Here is a 17,644-nt window from a genome sequence, read left to right on the forward strand (position 1 = left end):
ATATGCCTATTTTTTAGAAAAGAGCTTTTGTGCCAATTGTTTGGAAGGCTCGGCTGCACTTTTATGATAGCCTTCATTAAGGCTCGGTATACTGGATAAAATTGTTTGTGCTGCACTGAGGCCGAGTAAGCCTACTATAGTTTGTGCCATAGTAAAGGATATTCCAAATTTGGTCGATAGGGTAGTTACTATCGTCCATGCACCGGTACCCGTAAGCACTGCTTTTTTACCAGCTTTATATAGTTTTCTCCCATGGTGCAGAGTATCAACAGCCTGGCCTGGACGATTCTCTTTCTCTGTATGTTTAAAAAGGGTATTTGCAGATATGGCTAAATCTGCCGTACCAAGGTTCTTGCCTCCTATTAACTGGGCAATTCCCGGTGTAGATTTATTCCATGTTGCATCATCTGTATTCATGCCAATTTTACGGCGAACTACATCCGCAGCATATTGGCTGGATGTGTGGTCACTAAGAAATACCTTCTGTTTTCCAGCAAGATCTACTTGTCTCTGAGCCAGTAACTTCATTGCCTCAGTAAGAACTTTAGAGCCCCCTCTATGGCTGGTCCACTCAACATGATAATTTTTATCATGCGCTTCTTTCATGTGGTTGGCTAATATTCGTGCAGCCTCTAGATCTTCCCTGGTGATACTTTTTCCTAAGTTTCTTACGCATCGCCATCCAGATTTAAGCGCACCTTTTTGTGGTACATAAAATAGAAGATAACCATTTTCTTTCAACTTATTTAGGTTATTAGTATCTCCACGGCTTATATGTGATGGCAAAATGTTGATTGCGTGATCCAAGTCCCTGCTATAGCCGTTGATTCCGATTTTAAAAGGAGATTCTTTTGATCCAGATACTTTAGATGATTTTTCCAATATGTACTCAGGGGCATCTTTAGATATCCATCTATCAACTGAAGATGAAAAATTTGCATTCCACAAAGCAGCTCGGTTTCTGCTTTCTGATTTATCTCCAGTAAGTCTAATATCTATAATTACCACATCAGTTTGTGGGCCACCATAATAATTATTTAGCTCATATTCTATTTCAAAGCCTGCCCCTATAACGCAGCGACGTGTAGAACTACCCTCTTTAAGAAAAGAGTTAACTGGAGCCACGCTACCGCGAAGACTATTAACCGCGCTGGTAATTGCTAGAGCATGATATCCCTCGCTGCTTGGTATAGAGCTAAGCTCTTTGTACCCTTCTAACAGTCCATGTAGTTGACCATTAGCCATAATTGAGCGGCCAGTACCCGACTGTCCAAATGGTTGTAGTCCCATGCTGCTGGCAGATTCGGGAAGAGTACTCATCGATGATTCCTTATCAATGTCATTGTGTTTTCAAAGCTATTTTAGAAAGAGTGATTGCATAAATTTATCTAAAAAAATACTAAAAAGGTATTTGTTATTTTACGCCTCTATTCAAAAATATTTGAAATTCAGGTTGGACGCCCATACGCAAAAAAATTCTCTGTGTATCTATGCGGGATAAAAAAATAGTGCCAGAGTGGAATTAGTTTAGAGTGCGGATGAATAGTATCCTCGTACAAGTTACAGGTGGTGGGAATGTAATTACATGTAATAAGTCATTGTTGATATCGTGATACATTTCACACATATAAGGTATGGCGATTAGATTTTTTATAGGGAACTAACTGATCTAAATGTACTAATTAAATTAAAGTGACAGCCTGCTTAAGAATAGAGCTTTCTTAGAAATCTAATTGCCTGTTTCTGAATATCATTTTTCTCCTGACTCGTCATTTTATCCAATGTGCTGAGCATCATTGCCATTCTTGGATTGCCATTAAGGTATTTCTTTTTTTTAAGTAGAAAGTACCAATAAAGGCTATTGAACGGACATGCATCATCTCCTACTCTTTCCTTAACCTTATATCGGCAATCTTTGCAGTAATTGCTCATTTTATTAATATAAGAACCGCTACTTACATAGGGCTTTGTTGCTAATAGGCCTCCATCCGCATACTGGCTCATCCCCCTAGTATTCGGCATTTCCACCCATTCAATAGCATCGATATAGACTCCCAGATACCAGGCTTCTACCTGGTTTGGATCTGTTTGGGTTAGTAACGCAAAGTTACCGGTGATCATCAGGCGTTGAATATGATGGGCATAAGCATTTTGAAGGCTATTGCTTATAGTTTGATGAAGACAGTTCATATCCGTGTTCGCATCCCAGTAGAAGGCAGGAAGTGGACTGGAGTTATTTAGTTTGTTTTCCTTACTATAATCAGGCATTTCTCTCCAATAGATTCCCCTCATATATTCCCGCCACCCAAGTACTTGGCGAACAAACCCTTCTACTTGGCTGATATGAATAGATTTTTTATTAGATCTCCAGTGGGAAATTGCTGCCTCAATAACTTCTGAAGGGCTTAACATCTTGGTGTTGAGAGAAAAACTCAAGCGGCTATGAAACAAGTAAACTTCATTTGGGTCCATTGCGTCCTGATAATCGCCAAAATAAGGTAATAAATATTTACAAAAATGCCGAAGCATTTTTTGGCTTTCTATTCGATTACTTGGCCATGGAAAATTTATTGGGTCAATACTTCCTATGGTTTTAATTCCAGATTTATTTATTCTCCTCAGTGTTTTTTTTACATCTTTTCTAATTTGGCATTGTTTAGGAATTGTAATCTCGCCTTTCCATTTCTTTCGATTACTTTGATCATAATTCCATTTCCCCCCTTCAGGTTCTCCTGTGTTTTTTATCAAAATATTATGCTTTCTGCGCATGTGATGATAAAAATTCTCCATTAGAAGAGTTTTTTTTCCATCAAAGAAATCACCTAACTCTGTTCTTTTGGTAAGAAAGTGTTCACTATCATATGTTTCAGATTCAATATGTATTTCTTTACATATAATCTCTAGTTGTTTATCAAGGCGATATTCATCTGGTAATTGATACTCAAATTTATTGATGTCATATTTTTTTATTATCTGTTTTATATTTTTAGAAAGATCTTGCTGATTCTCTCTATCTTGTAATTGATAATATAAAATTTCTTTGTTGCGTGATTTTAGCCATTCAGCGAAATTCTGCATAGCTTCAAAAAAAGCGACTACCTTCTGAATATGGTGAGCGGCGTAGTCTGTCTCCTGGCGCATTTCGGCCATGAAGTATATGATTTTCTGATTCTTTTCTCTGTACCATGAGTGTTTATAATTCAGCTGGTCCCCAAGGATCAAGCGAAGCGTATTCAAAGTTAGTGTTCTCTTTTGCTGGGTAATTAATGGGGTTTCTCTTAGTCCAGTATAAGTTGACTGTCGATACCTATAGCATCAATAAAATTTAAATCGTGTGAGACCAATAAAATCGTGCCAGGAAACTCTGCAATGGCATCTGTTAATAGCTGGCGGGAACGCCAGATGCAAGTGATTATCCGGTTCATCCAGTAGTAGCGTGGTGGTAATGCCTCGTGTAGCTGCAATTAACGCCACTTTGAGTTGCTCACCTCCACTTAGGCACTTCAGGGGGCGCAGAGGCGTATTTCTTCTTATTTGCAGGCTTCCAAGTATGGTACGCCATTCAGGTTCCTTTTTACCTGGATAGAAATTGGATAGATTGTCTAAGGCGGATAATTCTTTGTCGAGAATGCTGAAATCCTGATCTAAATAGCAAAAACTATCATGATTTCTGTAAACACCACCTCGCGCTTTTAGCTGACCAGTGATGACCTTTAATAATGTAGATTTCCCGCTTCCATATATTCCGGAACTCCTGCAACGGTCTTCTCTGCGTGGAGTCAAAGATATGGGCCTCTTATAAGAGCCATAAAGGAGTTGTAAATCTTCGATATGTAATTGTATCGTCTTTCTAGAATTCCAATTAATGAGAGTTAGTTTCGGTAGTCTTAATCTTTGTGAATCAATTGTAGATGTTTTTATCCCATCTCGATTTGCTTCTAACAGTAATTGGCGTTGCTCCAGATTACGCTTTAATTTCCCAGGGCCTTTTTCTGCACGATCCTTCTGTGCATCCATAAGACTCATACTCTGAGGTTTCCTTTTGTTTTTACCCTGCTGTTGCCTAATGACATATTTATTAATATTTTGCTGTCTAACTTTATTTAATTGGTCTAACGCTTTTCGATTACCCTCTGTTTTTTGAAGTAGAGCAGTTTCTTCCACTTCTTTTTATTGTATATAAGTGCTGCATTCATCTCCATAAAATCTTAGGCTGTTAATATTCCTCCTATATGCTTGATTATTTTTTCTCGTAACCATTTACATCCATTCTCATCAAGGTGATTGCTAGGTTCATCTATAAGCAGGAAGTTATTTGAAAGTGAAAATGCATGGGAAAGGAGTAATCTGGCTCTCTGTCCACCGCTCAATTTTTTTAAGGAAGTATCTAATGGAGCAATAATATTTGCCTCTTCTAGATGGTGCTGCCAAGTAAGAGGTAGGTGCCAATAGTCTGCTAAAGATATCAGATCATTTTCTGATTTATGCCCCCGTTCTAACCTTAAAAAATATCGTACAGCTTTCCTTGTTCGAGACAATCGACGATCTTTAATTCAGGATGATCATTAGGTTATTGTACCATGTGGTAGGGCCTTCTCCAGGATACCCTATCGCTATCAGCTGAGGTTTGCCCGCAGAGTATTTTTAGAAGTGGATTTACCATAACCATTGGCGCAACTAGACCGATCATACCGGGAGGTCATTCCAAATTCATTTTTTGGAAAAGAGATGTATCTCCAAATGCTAGAGAAAGGTTTTCAATAGTACAAATAGCTATCATATGCCCTCCGATGATCGAATTGGGCAGCGTATTTCTACTTAGGGAAGATATATTCTTGTCGAAATTACGCCACCTGCATAGGATTAATCACCTGCATAGGATTAAAAGGGACCGCAATAGAGTGCGAGTTTAATTCATCGGCGTAAATGGCTCCAATCGAAGTATAAGATATGGAGATTCAGGACGTGGATACTTATTTTAACCATATACCCTAATGAATCATCGAAGATGATTCAAGAACTTTTTTCCAGAGGGGAATACATTGTTGCTTATTCTTCGGGCTTAAACAGTTAGCCTGGTAGTGAGTTGCCGGTTATACAAAAGATATTTTTACCGCTGCAGTCATTTTATAATTTATATGTGAGTAACTATTTGAAAAAGGGATTAATTTTCAGTTGGTCCTACAATACGATGGTCGCTCGGGATGGATTATAAAAATAAACTTTTTAATTTGTCCAAGTAGTCATTTGTGGAGCGCCTTATGAGCAGAATACCGTTGGCTTCAGTACAGGACTTCGACAATAAAACTCAAGAGTTATTGCAGGGTTTACCACCTGTCAATATCGCATTAATGCTAGCTAGGACTGGAATTGCACCCGAAATATATTCGGTAGTTTCTGCGTTATTTAGTGATGATTATTTGCCGGATGATGATCGGGAAATTATTCTTTATCGTATTTGTAAGGATAATGATTCTCAGTATGAAATAAATTTTCATCGAAAGACCGCTGCACTCCCTCAAGAAATTGTTGATATAGTGCTTTCTGATGATTTAGGCCCTCTGGAAACCTGGCACCAGGTGCTTTGCAAGGCCTGTGATGAAATAACCAATAACGCAAAAATGTCTGAAGATTCAGTGAAGGCCTTTGTGGATCATTATGGAACCTATGACATGGCATGCAGGGCAATCTTTCTGTTAAGTTGGTTCAATATGCTGACCAGGTATTCTGACTCAACCGGTGTCCCGTTTGAGAATGATGAAGTTCTCAAATCCATTGTCTCCCCAGTTAAAATGGGGAGACATTGATAGTTTTCTTATTTTTTAGGCTGAGTAGATAAGTTGTAACTAACTTTATTTCGGAGCTAAATGATCTTGATTATAGACCCAGGCAATTTTCCGATCGATAAAACAAACTGGTGCGGTGTAAACCTGTTGTCGTGGGTTTAATCCCCTCAAAGTGAAGAACTTTAAATCCAGCAGATTTTCCAAGATCAATAGCTGGAGAATATTTACTGCGGGATGAATCATCCAGCAATATGACCCCGTCACCGGTTAAGCGAGATAAACTTTGTTTAAAGCAGTTTACCCGGTCACGTCCATCCACTACCACAAGCTGGAAATTCTGTTCAAATTTGTTGATTGACCGGCAATACTCTCCATCTTCATCCGCCTCTTGCAAAATGACTTTGGCATTATCTGGTAATTGCTTAGCCATTGTTTCAAACCACTTGGGATTGTCTTCCACACTTTGTATTGAAGATACCCGCTCGGCATAAAATCGGGTTGAAAAACCACTTCCAAACTCAAATACATTGATATCTTTACTTAGGCGCTCTTTGAGAAAGTGAATTACAGGATAATTCATCCATGGAAGAGCATTGCCATCTACATCACAAGGGTAGCCACGCTTAAATGATTCAAGCCAACCGGTAACGCGAAGGTAGGAGGACTTGCGAAAAATCGCCCTCCGGGCGGCGATAAATCGCCAGAAAGGATTTGTCATAAATCTCGAATCCTAGGGTTATTTTTATCACGTTAAATTATGCCCAAGCAGTACCATAAATACAATTGAGAGGGTAGAGCGCATTATTAGGTGTGATCGGAAGAATCTGTTTTTTGTGAGCCTGATTCTTAGATCCAGTGATTGTTGAGCTGATTAACAAATCGACACTGAAAATAGTTAATAACTTGTACTTCCTTTCATAAAATGATGATTAAGAGCTAGTTTGCACTAGCTAGCCTGTAAGCCCTTTATTTCTATGAGTCATAGCTTGTCCATATTGAGAACTGCTAAAGACGACCAGTTATTCCTGAGTCTTTAGCAAGAAGTGCTTTGAGCACAGATTTGCTTTACTTCGTCCTGGGTGAATCCCAAAGACAATAATATACCTTTGCTGTGCTCACCAAGATCTGCGCCTGCTATATGTTGTTGACTTTTTTCATTGCCAAAATGAAAAGGGGTATTTATTTGCTTGACCCTATTTCCGTTAGCTGTTAATGCCACACTTAGCATTTTGCGTTCTTGCATTAGAGAACTTTCAGCGGCTTCATTGAAGCTGAGCACGGGTTCTACACAGGCGTCGCTTTTTTCAAAAACACGTATCCATTCTATAAGCTCACGCTGGATAATGATGTTGGCAATATCTTGTTTAAGTTGATTTTGTTGAGTTTCATCAAATATACGGTCTTCCCACTCTGGATGACCTATGCCTACAAAAAATGCCTCAGCAAATTGCGGTTCCAGGCTACCCACGGCCAGGTGACGATCATCCGCAGTTTGATAATAATCATAGAAGCTACCACCATTAAGAAGTTCCATTTCCAGCTTCGGATCACAACTTTCAGTCAGGGCATTAGCTCCGCTAATGGCATTTAGGGCAAATGCGCAGTCGGTCATGCTGATATCAATATATGTCCCGCTATTGGTTTGCTGACGCTTATATACAGCGGCCAGAATCGCCATTACCGCGTGGTGCGAACCACCAGCAATATCGGCAATTTGCATACCACTTAGGCTGGGGCCGCTTTTACTCCTGCCTGAATAGCTGGCTAGGCCGCAGCGAGCCAGGTAATTGATATCGTGACCGGCGCGCTGTTTCAGTGGGCCTGTTTGCCCGTATCCGGTGATTGAGCAATAAATGATATCTGGGCGGATGATTTGAAGGGACTCATATCCAAATCCAAGCCTATCCATAACACCGGGTCGAAATTGCTCAATGACAATATCGTATTTCCCAAGTAAACGGCGAATAACCTCCCTTGCTTCCGGTTTTTTTAGATCAAGTGCCAGGGATTTTTTATTACGATTGATTGTAGCGTGCGCCGCTGAAAGGGGATGCTTAGTATCAACCATGGGTGGGAAGCTGCGCAACATATCTGGACGCGTTGGGGACTCGACCCGTAAAACATCAGCCCCCATATCGGCCAATAACATAGTGGCATAGGGACCCGGTAAAAGGGTGGAGAAATCAAGTATCTTGAGGCCTTGCAGGGGGGCATTCTGATCTTTCATAGCATCGCAAGCCTGTTTTATCTTTATATGATTATGTGAATAATCTGGTCTCGTGGTAGTTCGAGATCAGAAGTTATTAGCGATAGTGCATTGTACTGTGAGAGGACTAGCCGATAAGCAGGCAGCTAATCGGCTACTGGTGATCAGGTATCGCGAAGGAGTTCGCGTGAAATAATCAGTTTCATGATCTCATTGGTACCTGCATAAATACGCTGGACACGAGCATCCGCCCAGGCACGGGCAATGGGGTACTCCCACATATAGCCGAAACCGCCATGTAACTGAACGCATTCATCAAGTAATTTACACTGAAAATCAGTACTGAGTAATTTTGCTTTGGCGGCGGTAGCGACATCGAGCCTTTTCTCATAATGTAGCTCCAAACAGCGGTCTACAAAAACACGCAGTGCAGTGAGTTCACTGTCGAGTTCAGCTAATTTAAATTGTGTATTCTGGAAAGCCGAGATAGGTTTTCCAAAAGCTTTGCGCTCTCGCACATAGTCGAGAGTCCACTGCAGGGCGGCTTCAGCATTGGCCATTGCAAAGATGGCCACGCTGAGGCGCTCTTGAGGTAATTCCTGCATTAGGTAGATAAATCCCTGGCCCTCGGCTCCCAACAAATTTTCTACCGGTACCTTTACATCATCAAAAAATAGCTCGGAGGTATCCTGGGCTTTCATACCAATTTTTTCCAGGTTGGTGCCCCTCTTGAACCCTGGAGAGTCTGCATCCACTAATAGTAAGCTAACTCCAGAGGCCCCTTCACTGGGATCAGTTTTAGCAACTACTATGACGAGGTCAGCATGCTGGCCGTTGGTAATAAATGTTTTAGAGCCATTGAGCAGGTAGTGATCGTCCTGTTTGATGGCTGTGGTTTTCACTCCCTGCAAGTCTGAGCCTGCGCCGGGTTCAGTCATGGCAATTGCGGTAACTATCTCACCGCTAATGCACTTGGGCAGCAATCTTTTCTTCTGCTCTTCTGTACCATATTTGATGATATAAGGCACGGCTATATTCGAATGAAGTCCCCAGCCAATACCTGACAATCCGGCGCGGGCAACTTCTTCATCGAGAATGGAGTTGTAACCGTAGTCCAGTTCCAAGCCGCCATAAGCCTCTGGAATTTGCGGGCATAAGAAACCCATCTCTCCAGCTTTATTCCATAAAGCACGATCGACTTGCCCATCTTTTTCCCACTGGCCATGGTAGGGGATGGCTTCATTTTCGAGGAACTTACGCACTGTATCGCGAAATTGCTCATGTTCTTCGTTGTAAACAGTTCTCGGTATCATCAGTTACTCCATCTTTATTCGTTATTATCTGGAACTTCGGATAATAGTAAGTGCTTAGATCAGTATTAAAATAGTCTCATTTGTATTGGTTTTGTGTGAGAAAGGTATTGTTGCAGAAATACTGACCCCGCGGCACCTTGCGGGCCACGGGTTTGAAAGGTACGTAAATACTGCTTCTGGAATTACTCTTTGTCTTTCAGGCTTTCCCTGGATTCTGCCAGTTCTATCAATACTGCCGGAGGAGAAAATCTTTCTCCATAAGCTTCCGCAAGCTGCTGCGCACGCTGGGCAAACTTAGCAACGCCATACTGATTGATATATTGCAGGGATCCACCTGTCCAGGGTGGGAAGCCAATACCAAAAATGGAGCCGATATTTGCATCTCGCACACTGCGCAGTACTTTCTCTTCATAGCAGCGCAAGGTTTCTAGCGCCATGATAAATAGCAGGCGCTCTTTGATATCTTCTATTGGCGGTTGATTAGAGAGCGGGAACTCCTGATGTAGTCCTGCCCATAAGTGTTTTTTGCCGCCTTCTGGGTAGGAGTAAAATCCGCCACCCGCAGCTTTACCGGCACGGCCTAGTTCCAACATATGGTCTATCGCGGCGTCGGCTGGATGAGTAGGAGCTGTTTTCCCTTCTTTTTGTAAATCGTTGATAGTTTGCTGACGAATTTTTCCCATTAGTGTTAAGGAAACCTCATCGCTAACTGCCAAGGGACCTACCGGGAATCCTGCTAGGGAAGCAGCGTTCTCAATAATGGCGGGGTTTACGCCCTCGCTGAGCATGCCAATCCCTTCATTGGTAAAGCAGCCGAATACCCTTGAAGTAAAAAAGCCACGGCTGTCATTAACTACAATAGGGGTTTTGCCTATTTGCAATACGAAAGCAAAGGCTTGGGCCAGAGTTTCCTCACCGGTTTCCTCTCCGCAGATAATTTCCACCAGAGGCATTTTGTCGGCGGGGGAGAAAAAGTGCATGCCAATAAAGTTTTTTGGACGTGCTGACGCTTTCGCAAGCCCAGTAATGGGCAAGGTTGACGTATTGGATGCGAAGACAGCGTCGTTACTTAACTCTGCCTCCGCTTCGCGGGTGACTTTGGCTTTTAGTTCGCGATCCTCAAAGACTGCTTCAATTACCAGTTCGCAGCCGGTTAGATCAGACGCGTTGTCGGTGGGGAGGATACGGGACAGGATGGATTGCATACGCACTTCATCGGTACGACCGCGCTGCAGGCGCTTTTGCAGAGAGTTCTCCGCATAGCTTTTACCCTTTAGGGCGGCCTCCATAGAGACATCTTTTAGGACTACCTCGACCCCTTTACTGGCGCAGGCATAAGCTATTGCAGAGCCCATCATGCCGGCGCCCAAGATCCCAATTTTTTGTATAGGCTGAGTCTCCAGTTTGCGAGTGTCCTGAGGTAGGGAGGCACCGGCCTTCAGCTCATTGAGAGCAAACCAGAATGTGCCAATCATATTTTTCGCCACCTGCCCGCATGTGAGTTCGACAAAGTGACGTGACTCGATGCGTGTTGCCGTTTCAAAATCTACCTGTGCGCCCTCGACTACGGTAGCGAGGATTGCCTCGGGAGCAGGTAGACATCCACGGGTTTTCTTTTCCAGCATGGCTGGGGCGATCATTAGCAGCTGGGCATTTTTGGGGTTCTTGGCATCCCCGCCAGGCATGCGGTAATCGGGCTTATCCCAGGGCTGTAAAACCTGGGTATCGCTGCTGGCCTGGATAAAAGCACGCGCTTTATTTAACAAGTCATCTGCGTCGCTGGCTGTCTGGTGAAGCAGACCGGCTTCCAGGGCTTGTTTTGCTCGCACCTGCTTGCCCTCGAGTAGGAAAGGCAGGGCATTTTGGATACCCAATAAGCGGGGCATCCGTACACAGCCACCACCACCGGGAAGAAGGCCAAGCGTGACCTCGGGAAGGCCGATTTTAACTGCTCCGTCATCCAAGGCTATCCGCTGGTGGCAGCTAAGGGCAATTTCCCAGCCGCCACCCAGTGCGGCACCATTAATCGCAGCCACAACGGGTTTGCCCTGGGTTTCCAGCCAGCGCAGGTTGGCTTTTAGCGATTCACATGAGGCAAAAAATGCTTCGGCGTCGTCTCGTTGAGCAGAGTAGAGAGATTTAAGGTCGCCACCAGCAAAGAAAGTTTTTTTAGCTGAACGAACAATGATGCCTTTGTAGTCCTGTTTTTGCAGTTGTTCCACTACGGCTTGGAGAGAGTCGGTAAAGTCTTTGTCCATCACATTGGCCGACGCATTGGGATTGTCCATAATCAGGTGGACAATGTTGTCGCTGTCTTTTTCTAGGCGAATAGATTTCATTTTTTTGTCCCCCTTAAACCCGCTCAATTATGGTTGCTACGCCCATACCACCACCCACGCACAAGGTCACAAGGCCGTAACGCTGCTGCCGCTGTTCCAGTTCGTCCAACACAGTGCCAATCAGCATGGCGCCGGTGGCTCCCAGTGGGTGGCCCATAGCGATAGAGCCGCCATTCACATTGAGCTTTTGTGGATCGATATCCAACTCGTGCTGGAAACGGAGTACTACTGAGGCGAAGGCTTCGTTCACTTCGTAGAGGTCTATATCCTGCGGGGTTAGGCCTGCAGCCTTAAGGGCCTTCCGTGTGGCCGGTGCAGGGCCCGTCAGCATGATGGTGGGTTCGCTGCCAACAACAGCTGCGGAAATGATACGCGCCCGCGGTGTCAGATTCAGATCGTGACCGGCCTGCTCGCTGCCAATCAGGATTGCAGCAGCGCCATCGACGATCCCTGAGGAATTACCGGCGGTGTGTACATGGTGAATTGACTCCACTTGTGGATAACGGGAAATGGCAATGCTGTCGAAGCACAGGTCCCCCATACCGGCAAAGGAGGGGTTTAGGTTTGCCAGGCCCTCAAGGGAAGTGTCGGGCCGCACAAGCTGGTCTCTGTCCAGGATTAGCAGGCCATTTTCATCTAGTACTGGAATGATTGACTTGGCAAAGGCGCCTCTTTCCCAGGCTGCAGCAGCTTTGCGCTGTGATTCGAGGGCAAAGTTATCCACATCCTCGCGGGAAAAACCGCCGAGGGTGGCAATCAGGTCGGCGCCGATACCCTGGGGAGCAAAACTGGTGTCTATAGCGGTTTGAGGGTCCAGGGCCCAGGCGCCGCCGTCACTGCCCATTGGCACTCTGGACATGGATTCCACTCCGCCGGCCACGACCAGGTGCTCCCAACCTGAGCGTACCTTGGCTGCTGCCAAATTGACGGCTTCGGCACCGGATGCACAGAAGCGGTTGAGGGTGACGCCACCAATATCCTGGTTCCATTGAGCGGCGAGAGCGGCCACCTTAGCAATATCTGCACCCTGATCGCCGATTGCTGTGACACAACCCATGACGATGTCATCGACCTTGGCGGTGTCCAATTGGTTGCGACCCTGTAATTCTCGCAGTAAGCCGGAAAGCAGGGTGATGGGTTTGACTTCGTGTAGTGCTCCGCTGGATTTTCCCTTTCCGCGGGGGGTGCGGATTGAATCGTAAATATAGGCTTCTGTTGTGGGCACGGTTCTCGCCTCTTTATTTTTGATTGTGGGTATAACCATAGTTACGTGCAGATTAGGTGCAATGATGAAAGACGACAGGGACGGTGACGCAGATGTCTGCTGTGGTTATCAAGTGAGTGAAGATAATTTTTATTCATTATTCCAAATCAAACTAACCCGGTGACTCGGCTGCCGTACACTCAAATAAGGCGCTCTATTTTTTATTGTTCACCAAAATTTTTTGGCGGATCAATTTGCTTCGTAAAGAGAAAATACGGGTGCAATTTGGGGGCGAAGGCTTGGTAATTACGCAATAAATATTTGAATGATATTGAATTTTTCGCGTACTGGGACCCGAGAAGGCCATTGGCAGATTGCGCGAATATTGGCAGTGAGGTTTGGCTATGGCAGAAAATCTACTGGAAATAGCAGCGAGCCAGTTGGGTGCTTCGGGCACTGGTGCGCTGGCTTCGGCCCTCAATATTCCGGCAGAGAAAGGCCAAGCGGCACTGGATAGTGGTATCGCGTATTCCCTGGCCGGTATGCTGAATAAAGCCAGCAGCAAAACCGGTATGGGATATTTATTCAATATGATTACCGATAACGAGGCACTGGACCTCTCGACGGTAACAGAGAGTTTTTCTGACAAAGACAAACTCGGTGCCATTTTGCAAACCGGCGCAGGAATGTTGCAAAAGGTTTTTGGTACCAGTACTGAAGAAGTGAAAAAACTGGCTTCATCGACATTGCCTAGTGGCGATGGCAGCCGCCTGCTCCAGTTGGCCCTGCCAATTGTTACATCCTTACTGAATGGCCAAGTAAAGATGCACAAAATGGATGTTTCTGATTTGGCATCTTTCCTGATCGGCCAACGTGAATTTCTCCAGGGCAAAGTCCCCGATGCATTGCTCAAAGCCCTAAATGTTCCCAGCTTTGATCAATTGGGTGCATCACTGATTACTCACGGCCATGCCAAACCACAAGAACCCCGCCCAGAAGCTCTGCATGGTAATGGTGAAAAGCGTAAACCAGTAAGTTTCAGCAGCTGGTTTTTTCCGCTGTTACTTGTATTGGTGGCTCTTTATGCGCTGAATATGTGCATGGATAAGGGAAGGGAGGAGGCGCCTGAGAATCGCCCCTCTTTGACTTCTCAGGAGCAGGCTTTTATGGAATCGCCTTCTGAGCCCGTTGGAGACTCCCCATTAACCGATAGCAATGCCCAGGCGGAACTTGGACCGGATGATTTTGCCAGCAACCTGCGCGACTATTTGAAGAGTTTTGCCCGGGAGCCTGACCGGGAGTTTCCACTCAGGGTTCAATTTGAAGGGGGGACTGCGAAGATTCTCGATCCTTCGGCACCTGATATCAATGCTCTGGCAAAAATAATGCAGGAAAACCCGAACCTGAGCATTGCTATTGAGGGGCATGTAAAGGGTGAGGGTAATGAAATCCGGGAACAGGAGATTTCCCAGGAGCGTGCAGATGTAGTGCGGGAGATACTCTTGCAGAAGGGAATCGCGGCTAACAGAATTACTGCTACCGGTATGGGATCTGCCAAGGAGGTCCCAGAGGATGAAGCAGAGAAGAGAGAACAGAGAAAGATGAGCAATGAGCGTATCAGCGTGCGGGTGGTAACTTTTAGCAACTGAAAATTGATAACAGAGCTCGTGAAAATCAAAGGAGCAAAAAGCCCCGCTAATTTTGTGGGGCTGTATTTTGGGGCAATTAGTTTTCTGATTTTTGCATTAAGCCAAAGAGAATTTAGTTTTCGGATTTTCTTTAATCATTGCGGAATTTTTCCCGGTAGGCGCCGGGGGCAAGGCCTGTCCACTTTTTAAAGGCGCGGTTGAAGGCGCTGGGCTCGGAAAAGCCAAGTCGCTCGGCAATTTCTGCTACTGCAGTCTCCTGTTGTTTTAACTGGTATACAGCCATATCTCGGCGCACTGAGTCCTTGATATCCTGCCAGCTATTACCCTCCTCCTTGAGTCTTCGGCGAAGCGTCTGTGGGGATGTATACAGGCGTGCGGCTACATCGTCGAGGGATAGGTTTTCTATGCTGTTTTGTTGTTGCAGCATACGCCTAATGCGGCCGGTGAAGCTGTGGTCAGATTTGTATTGGGTGAGAAGACACTCGGGAGCACGGGACAAGAATTCGGCCAGTTGCTGTTCATCGCGCACCAGTGGCATTTGCAGGTAGCGAGTACTGAATACCAAGCAGGTTTCGGCTTGATTGAAATAATGCCGACAGGGAAACATTTCACTGTAATCTTCGTTGTAATCTGGCTGAGGGAAGGCCAGTAAAACGCGCTCAAGGAGAATGGTGCGATCGATCAACCAGCTAAAGAAGCGCAGCCATATAACTGCGATAGACTCGACAAAAATCTGGTTGGGCAGGTTCTTGTCATTAGTGTGATGGATAATCAAGCGAGCTTCCTCGCCATCCTCCACCAATTTGATATGCAGGTCATCACTGACCATGCTGATAAACCGTCCGGAGCGCAGAAGGGCACGACGCAGGTTTGGGCAGCTGATACAGGCATGTCCCATCATGGCGAAGGTGCCAGGCAGCCACGGACGAGCCAGAAAGCCCCCCGATTCGTCATTCAGCAGATCCCATTCCCTGCGTAGCAGGTTGGCCATCTGATCGCGGCTGATGCGGTTATCAGGGTCCTCAAGCAGGGTGGGATCTATACCGCTGTCGTGCAGTATCTGCAAGCAGTCCAATCCTGCTTTGTGGGCACCAACCAGTTGGGCGCGCACGACCGTGGCAGGTATACCCGGGTCCTCGTGGAGTTTGGGGTTTTCAGTTTCCACTCTCTCAGCCCTCAACTTTATTTTGTAAGCTGCATATTTTCGCTCAAGTGCAGGCATGGATTATGCGCAATGCGCGTCAGAAAGTCAGGTTTATCGCCGGTGGGAGTAACAAAGTGATAAGGGAGGTGACCTCTATCGATCAATAGAATGGCGCGAAATGTTCCTGATGCTCTTTTCTAATATTGAAATCTCTGCTGCTAATTACATGTTTTTATTCATTATTTAGGTTTAAACGAAAAATTTCATCCCGTTTCGTTGTAGTGCTTATCGGGTAGCTCGCTGGAAGAGCTTACTTTGGAAAAAGGCCTGCGGCGGGAGAGGATGAGGTCGTCTAATCACTAGACCTCAAGGTCATAGAGGTTAACAATTAAGCTACATGCCAATGAGGGAGTGGCCAAATGCCGTCCGCAACTGTTGAGAGCCAGCTGAATCCGACAATCTGTCGGCGCATGTTGATTGCATACTTAATTGAGCAGATTCCCCGCCCGAATAATCCGGCCCTGGAAGAGGTGACTGGTTGGCCGCGCCGCACAGTGCAGGACATAATCGCCAAGGGGCTGCCTGGTCACGGAACCCGAGTGGAATTCGTCCAGGAGGGAGTGCGCCACAACGATGGCTATTATCTGCTGCGAGACTGGGGGTCTTTTGACCGAGTCTGGGTGAAAAGTAATTTGCCGGCCATTTGCCAGGTGTTGGAAATCACCCTGGATGACTAGTGCGGCACATCAGGTTGATGTGCCGCCTGTATTCATTGCTGCGGCTTGGTATGGGTTTGTTGCAGTATCTTATTAACTTTCTCCAACAGTGCCGGGTTGGATTTAATGCTGTTGGCTATTTCCTGGTATTTGCTCTTGGATAAGCCTGTTTTCTCGATTGCCGCAATCATTTTGCCTTGGGCCTCTTTATTAAGAGCCTCGGCTTCCTTGATATCAGCAGCAGCCTTAAGTTTTGGGGCATATTCCCGACTCAGCATGACAATAGAACGGTAGGCGTCGGCAAACTGCTTGAGCTGAGGTTCACTGAAGGATACCTTGGGGGCACTGGTTTTCGGGGCGTTAGCCTGAGGGGACGCGGGTTGTGCAGCGACGAATGGGACAGTGAGCAGCAGGGCAAATAGGGTTAGGAATTTGGCAAAGGGCTTCATTGGGCACTCCAAAGTCGGTGGACGCTTTTGCTTCTCAGAGGGAGCACCCAGCGTCACGTTAGGGCAATGGGCGTTATGTACGGAACTAGGTGAGAGCTTAGTGCTTTCAGCTATGGGACATTAGTTTCAGGGTAGCCAGTTTCGGCGCGGACGTGGCGCCTTTCCCCGCCACTCGCGCGAATTTTTGATCTCGACTGGTTGGACCTAAAAAAGACCGAGGAATTTCTTGCGCCTCTTTAGGGATTGCTCGCAGCTATTAAGTTGTTGCTGATAGCGCTGGGCACGCGCGGAGACCTTATGTGACACCTTCTTGAGCCAGGCCTTATTTTTAAAGCTGCGTCGATTAAAACCACCGTGTCCTTCGTGATAGGCCAGATACAGGTGATAACTGTCTCTGGACTGGATTTGGCAGCGGCGCGCACTCGTGTTGTTATACCAGCCGACAAAGTCTATGGCATCGCCAAAATCATCCCGGTCCGCACCATAACTAAATGTGGAACGTTGATATCCGCGCCAAGTATTTTTCAGTGCTTGAGCATAACCATAGGCATCTGAGGGGCGGGGTCCGGGAATAAAGCCCAGTATCTTGCTGCGCGGTGGGCGCGCATCATGTACGAAGCGCGATTCCTGATGCAGGATTGCCATCATCACTGCAACCGGGGAGCCCCATTCCTCCTCTGCCGCCTTGGCGTCGTCATACCAGCCTTTTTTCTCGCGGAAAATAGAACAGATATTGTCAGGGTTACTGGGTGGGCTAGTGGCGCAGCCCACGCTCAGGACAGTGGCGCCAAGCAGCGCCACCAGAATCCCATTTTTTTTATTATTTTCTTGCATAAAT

The 17,644-nt window shown here is 45.7% G+C and carries 15 protein-coding genes; 3 read left to right on the forward strand and 12 right to left on the reverse strand.

Annotated features, from left to right (window positions below):
- Positions 1-6: 6 nt before the first annotated feature.
- The 4 genes from G367_RS0116355 to G367_RS25730 form a co-directional block, all read right to left on the reverse strand.
- A complete protein-coding gene (locus G367_RS0116355; RefSeq protein ID WP_020414236.1) occupies positions 7-1,320 on the reverse strand; it encodes a hypothetical protein in 1,314 nt (437 codons plus the stop codon).
- Between the two features lie 384 nt (positions 1,321-1,704).
- On the reverse strand, positions 1,705-3,237 hold the full coding sequence (locus tag G367_RS0116360; protein WP_020414237.1) for a cryptochrome/photolyase family protein: 1,533 nt from the start codon (positions 3,235-3,237) through the stop codon (positions 1,705-1,707).
- Positions 3,238-3,315: 78 nt separating this feature from the next.
- Positions 3,316-4,164: an ATP-binding cassette domain-containing protein gene (locus tag G367_RS0116365; RefSeq protein WP_026305186.1), complete on the reverse strand. Its 849-nt coding sequence runs from the start codon at positions 4,162-4,164 to the stop codon at positions 3,316-3,318.
- A 44-nt stretch (positions 4,165-4,208) separates the two neighbouring features.
- Positions 4,209-4,538 (reverse strand): ATP-binding cassette domain-containing protein, encoded by a 330-nt coding sequence (locus G367_RS25730; protein WP_169337128.1) that lies wholly within the window; start codon positions 4,536-4,538, stop codon positions 4,209-4,211.
- Positions 4,539-5,261: 723 nt separating this feature from the next.
- Between G367_RS25730 and G367_RS24040 the strand changes: the two genes are divergently transcribed.
- The gene (locus tag G367_RS24040) at positions 5,262-5,807 is read left to right on the forward strand and encodes a carboxymuconolactone decarboxylase family protein (protein WP_020414238.1); all 546 of its coding nucleotides are present in this window, start codon (positions 5,262-5,264) and stop codon (positions 5,805-5,807) included.
- Positions 5,808-5,877: 70 nt separating this feature from the next.
- On the opposite strand, the gene G367_RS24045 is transcribed toward G367_RS24040, so the two are convergent.
- From G367_RS24045 to G367_RS0116395, 5 genes are all read right to left on the reverse strand, one after another.
- Entirely contained in the window at positions 5,878-6,504 is a 627-nt protein-coding gene (locus G367_RS24045; protein ID WP_020414239.1) for a hypothetical protein, read from the reverse strand.
- A gap of 315 nt (positions 6,505-6,819) precedes the next feature.
- On the reverse strand, positions 6,820-8,013 hold the full coding sequence (locus G367_RS0116380) for a CaiB/BaiF CoA transferase family protein (RefSeq protein ID WP_020414240.1): 1,194 nt from the start codon (positions 8,011-8,013) through the stop codon (positions 6,820-6,822).
- Positions 8,014-8,156: 143 nt separating this feature from the next.
- Positions 8,157-9,305: an acyl-CoA dehydrogenase family protein gene (locus G367_RS0116385; RefSeq protein WP_020414241.1), complete on the reverse strand. Its 1,149-nt coding sequence runs from the start codon at positions 9,303-9,305 to the stop codon at positions 8,157-8,159.
- A 182-nt stretch (positions 9,306-9,487) separates the two neighbouring features.
- A complete protein-coding gene (locus tag G367_RS0116390) occupies positions 9,488-11,644 on the reverse strand; it encodes a 3-hydroxyacyl-CoA dehydrogenase NAD-binding domain-containing protein (RefSeq protein WP_020414242.1) in 2,157 nt (718 codons plus the stop codon).
- A 13-nt stretch (positions 11,645-11,657) separates the two neighbouring features.
- Positions 11,658-12,869 carry an acetyl-CoA C-acetyltransferase gene (locus tag G367_RS0116395; RefSeq protein WP_020414243.1) on the reverse strand — a complete coding sequence of 404 codons (1,212 nt, stop codon included), beginning with the start codon at positions 12,867-12,869 and terminating at the stop codon, positions 11,658-11,660.
- Between the two features lie 383 nt (positions 12,870-13,252).
- Here G367_RS0116395 and G367_RS0116400 point away from each other — a divergent pair, with 383 nt between their 5' ends.
- A complete protein-coding gene (locus G367_RS0116400; protein WP_020414244.1) occupies positions 13,253-14,497 on the forward strand; it encodes an OmpA family protein in 1,245 nt (414 codons plus the stop codon).
- 130 nt (positions 14,498-14,627) lie between these two features.
- On the opposite strand, the gene G367_RS0116405 is transcribed toward G367_RS0116400, so the two are convergent.
- The gene (locus G367_RS0116405) at positions 14,628-15,662 is read right to left on the reverse strand and encodes an AraC family transcriptional regulator (protein WP_245556709.1); all 1,035 of its coding nucleotides are present in this window, start codon (positions 15,660-15,662) and stop codon (positions 14,628-14,630) included.
- Positions 15,663-16,060: 398 nt separating this feature from the next.
- On the opposite strand from G367_RS0116405, the gene G367_RS0116410 reads away from it, so the two are divergent.
- Complete coding sequence (locus G367_RS0116410) at positions 16,061-16,378, forward strand: helix-turn-helix domain-containing protein (protein ID WP_020414246.1); 318 nt, start codon at positions 16,061-16,063, stop codon at positions 16,376-16,378.
- A gap of 32 nt (positions 16,379-16,410) precedes the next feature.
- Here G367_RS0116410 and G367_RS0116415 read toward each other — a convergent pair whose 3' ends face one another.
- Complete coding sequence (locus G367_RS0116415) at positions 16,411-16,806, reverse strand: DUF4168 domain-containing protein (protein WP_020414247.1); 396 nt, start codon at positions 16,804-16,806, stop codon at positions 16,411-16,413.
- A 204-nt stretch (positions 16,807-17,010) separates the two neighbouring features.
- The gene (locus G367_RS0116420) at positions 17,011-17,640 is read right to left on the reverse strand and encodes a transglycosylase SLT domain-containing protein (protein ID WP_020414248.1); all 630 of its coding nucleotides are present in this window, start codon (positions 17,638-17,640) and stop codon (positions 17,011-17,013) included.
- Positions 17,641-17,644: the final 4 nt, after the last annotated feature.

Source organism: Microbulbifer variabilis ATCC 700307 (assembly GCF_000380565.1).
Lineage (GTDB): Bacteria > Pseudomonadota > Gammaproteobacteria > Pseudomonadales > Cellvibrionaceae > Microbulbifer > Microbulbifer variabilis.

Excerpts from the sequence above, each read along its gene's own strand:
- G367_RS0116355 (WP_020414236.1), bottom strand. The coding sequence starts at position 1,320 with ATGAGTACTCTTCCCGAATCTGCCAGCAGCATGGGACTACAACCATTT.
- G367_RS24040 (WP_020414238.1), top strand. The coding sequence starts at position 5,262 with ATGAGCAGAATACCGTTGGCTTCAGTACAGGACTTCGACAATAAAACT.
- G367_RS24045 (WP_020414239.1), bottom strand. The coding sequence starts at position 6,504 with ATGACAAATCCTTTCTGGCGATTTATCGCCGCCCGGAGGGCGATTTTT.
- G367_RS0116380 (WP_020414240.1), bottom strand. The coding sequence starts at position 8,013 with ATGAAAGATCAGAATGCCCCCCTGCAAGGCCTCAAGATACTTGATTTC.
- G367_RS0116385 (WP_020414241.1), bottom strand. The coding sequence starts at position 9,305 with ATGATACCGAGAACTGTTTACAACGAAGAACATGAGCAATTTCGCGAT.
- G367_RS0116390 (WP_020414242.1), bottom strand. The coding sequence starts at position 11,644 with ATGAAATCTATTCGCCTAGAAAAAGACAGCGACAACATTGTCCACCTG.
- G367_RS0116400 (WP_020414244.1), top strand. The coding sequence starts at position 13,253 with ATGGCAGAAAATCTACTGGAAATAGCAGCGAGCCAGTTGGGTGCTTCG.
- G367_RS0116410 (WP_020414246.1), top strand. The coding sequence starts at position 16,061 with ATGCCGTCCGCAACTGTTGAGAGCCAGCTGAATCCGACAATCTGTCGG.
- G367_RS0116415 (WP_020414247.1), bottom strand. The coding sequence starts at position 16,806 with ATGAAGCCCTTTGCCAAATTCCTAACCCTATTTGCCCTGCTGCTCACT.
- G367_RS0116420 (WP_020414248.1), bottom strand. The coding sequence starts at position 17,640 with ATGCAAGAAAATAATAAAAAAAATGGGATTCTGGTGGCGCTGCTTGGC.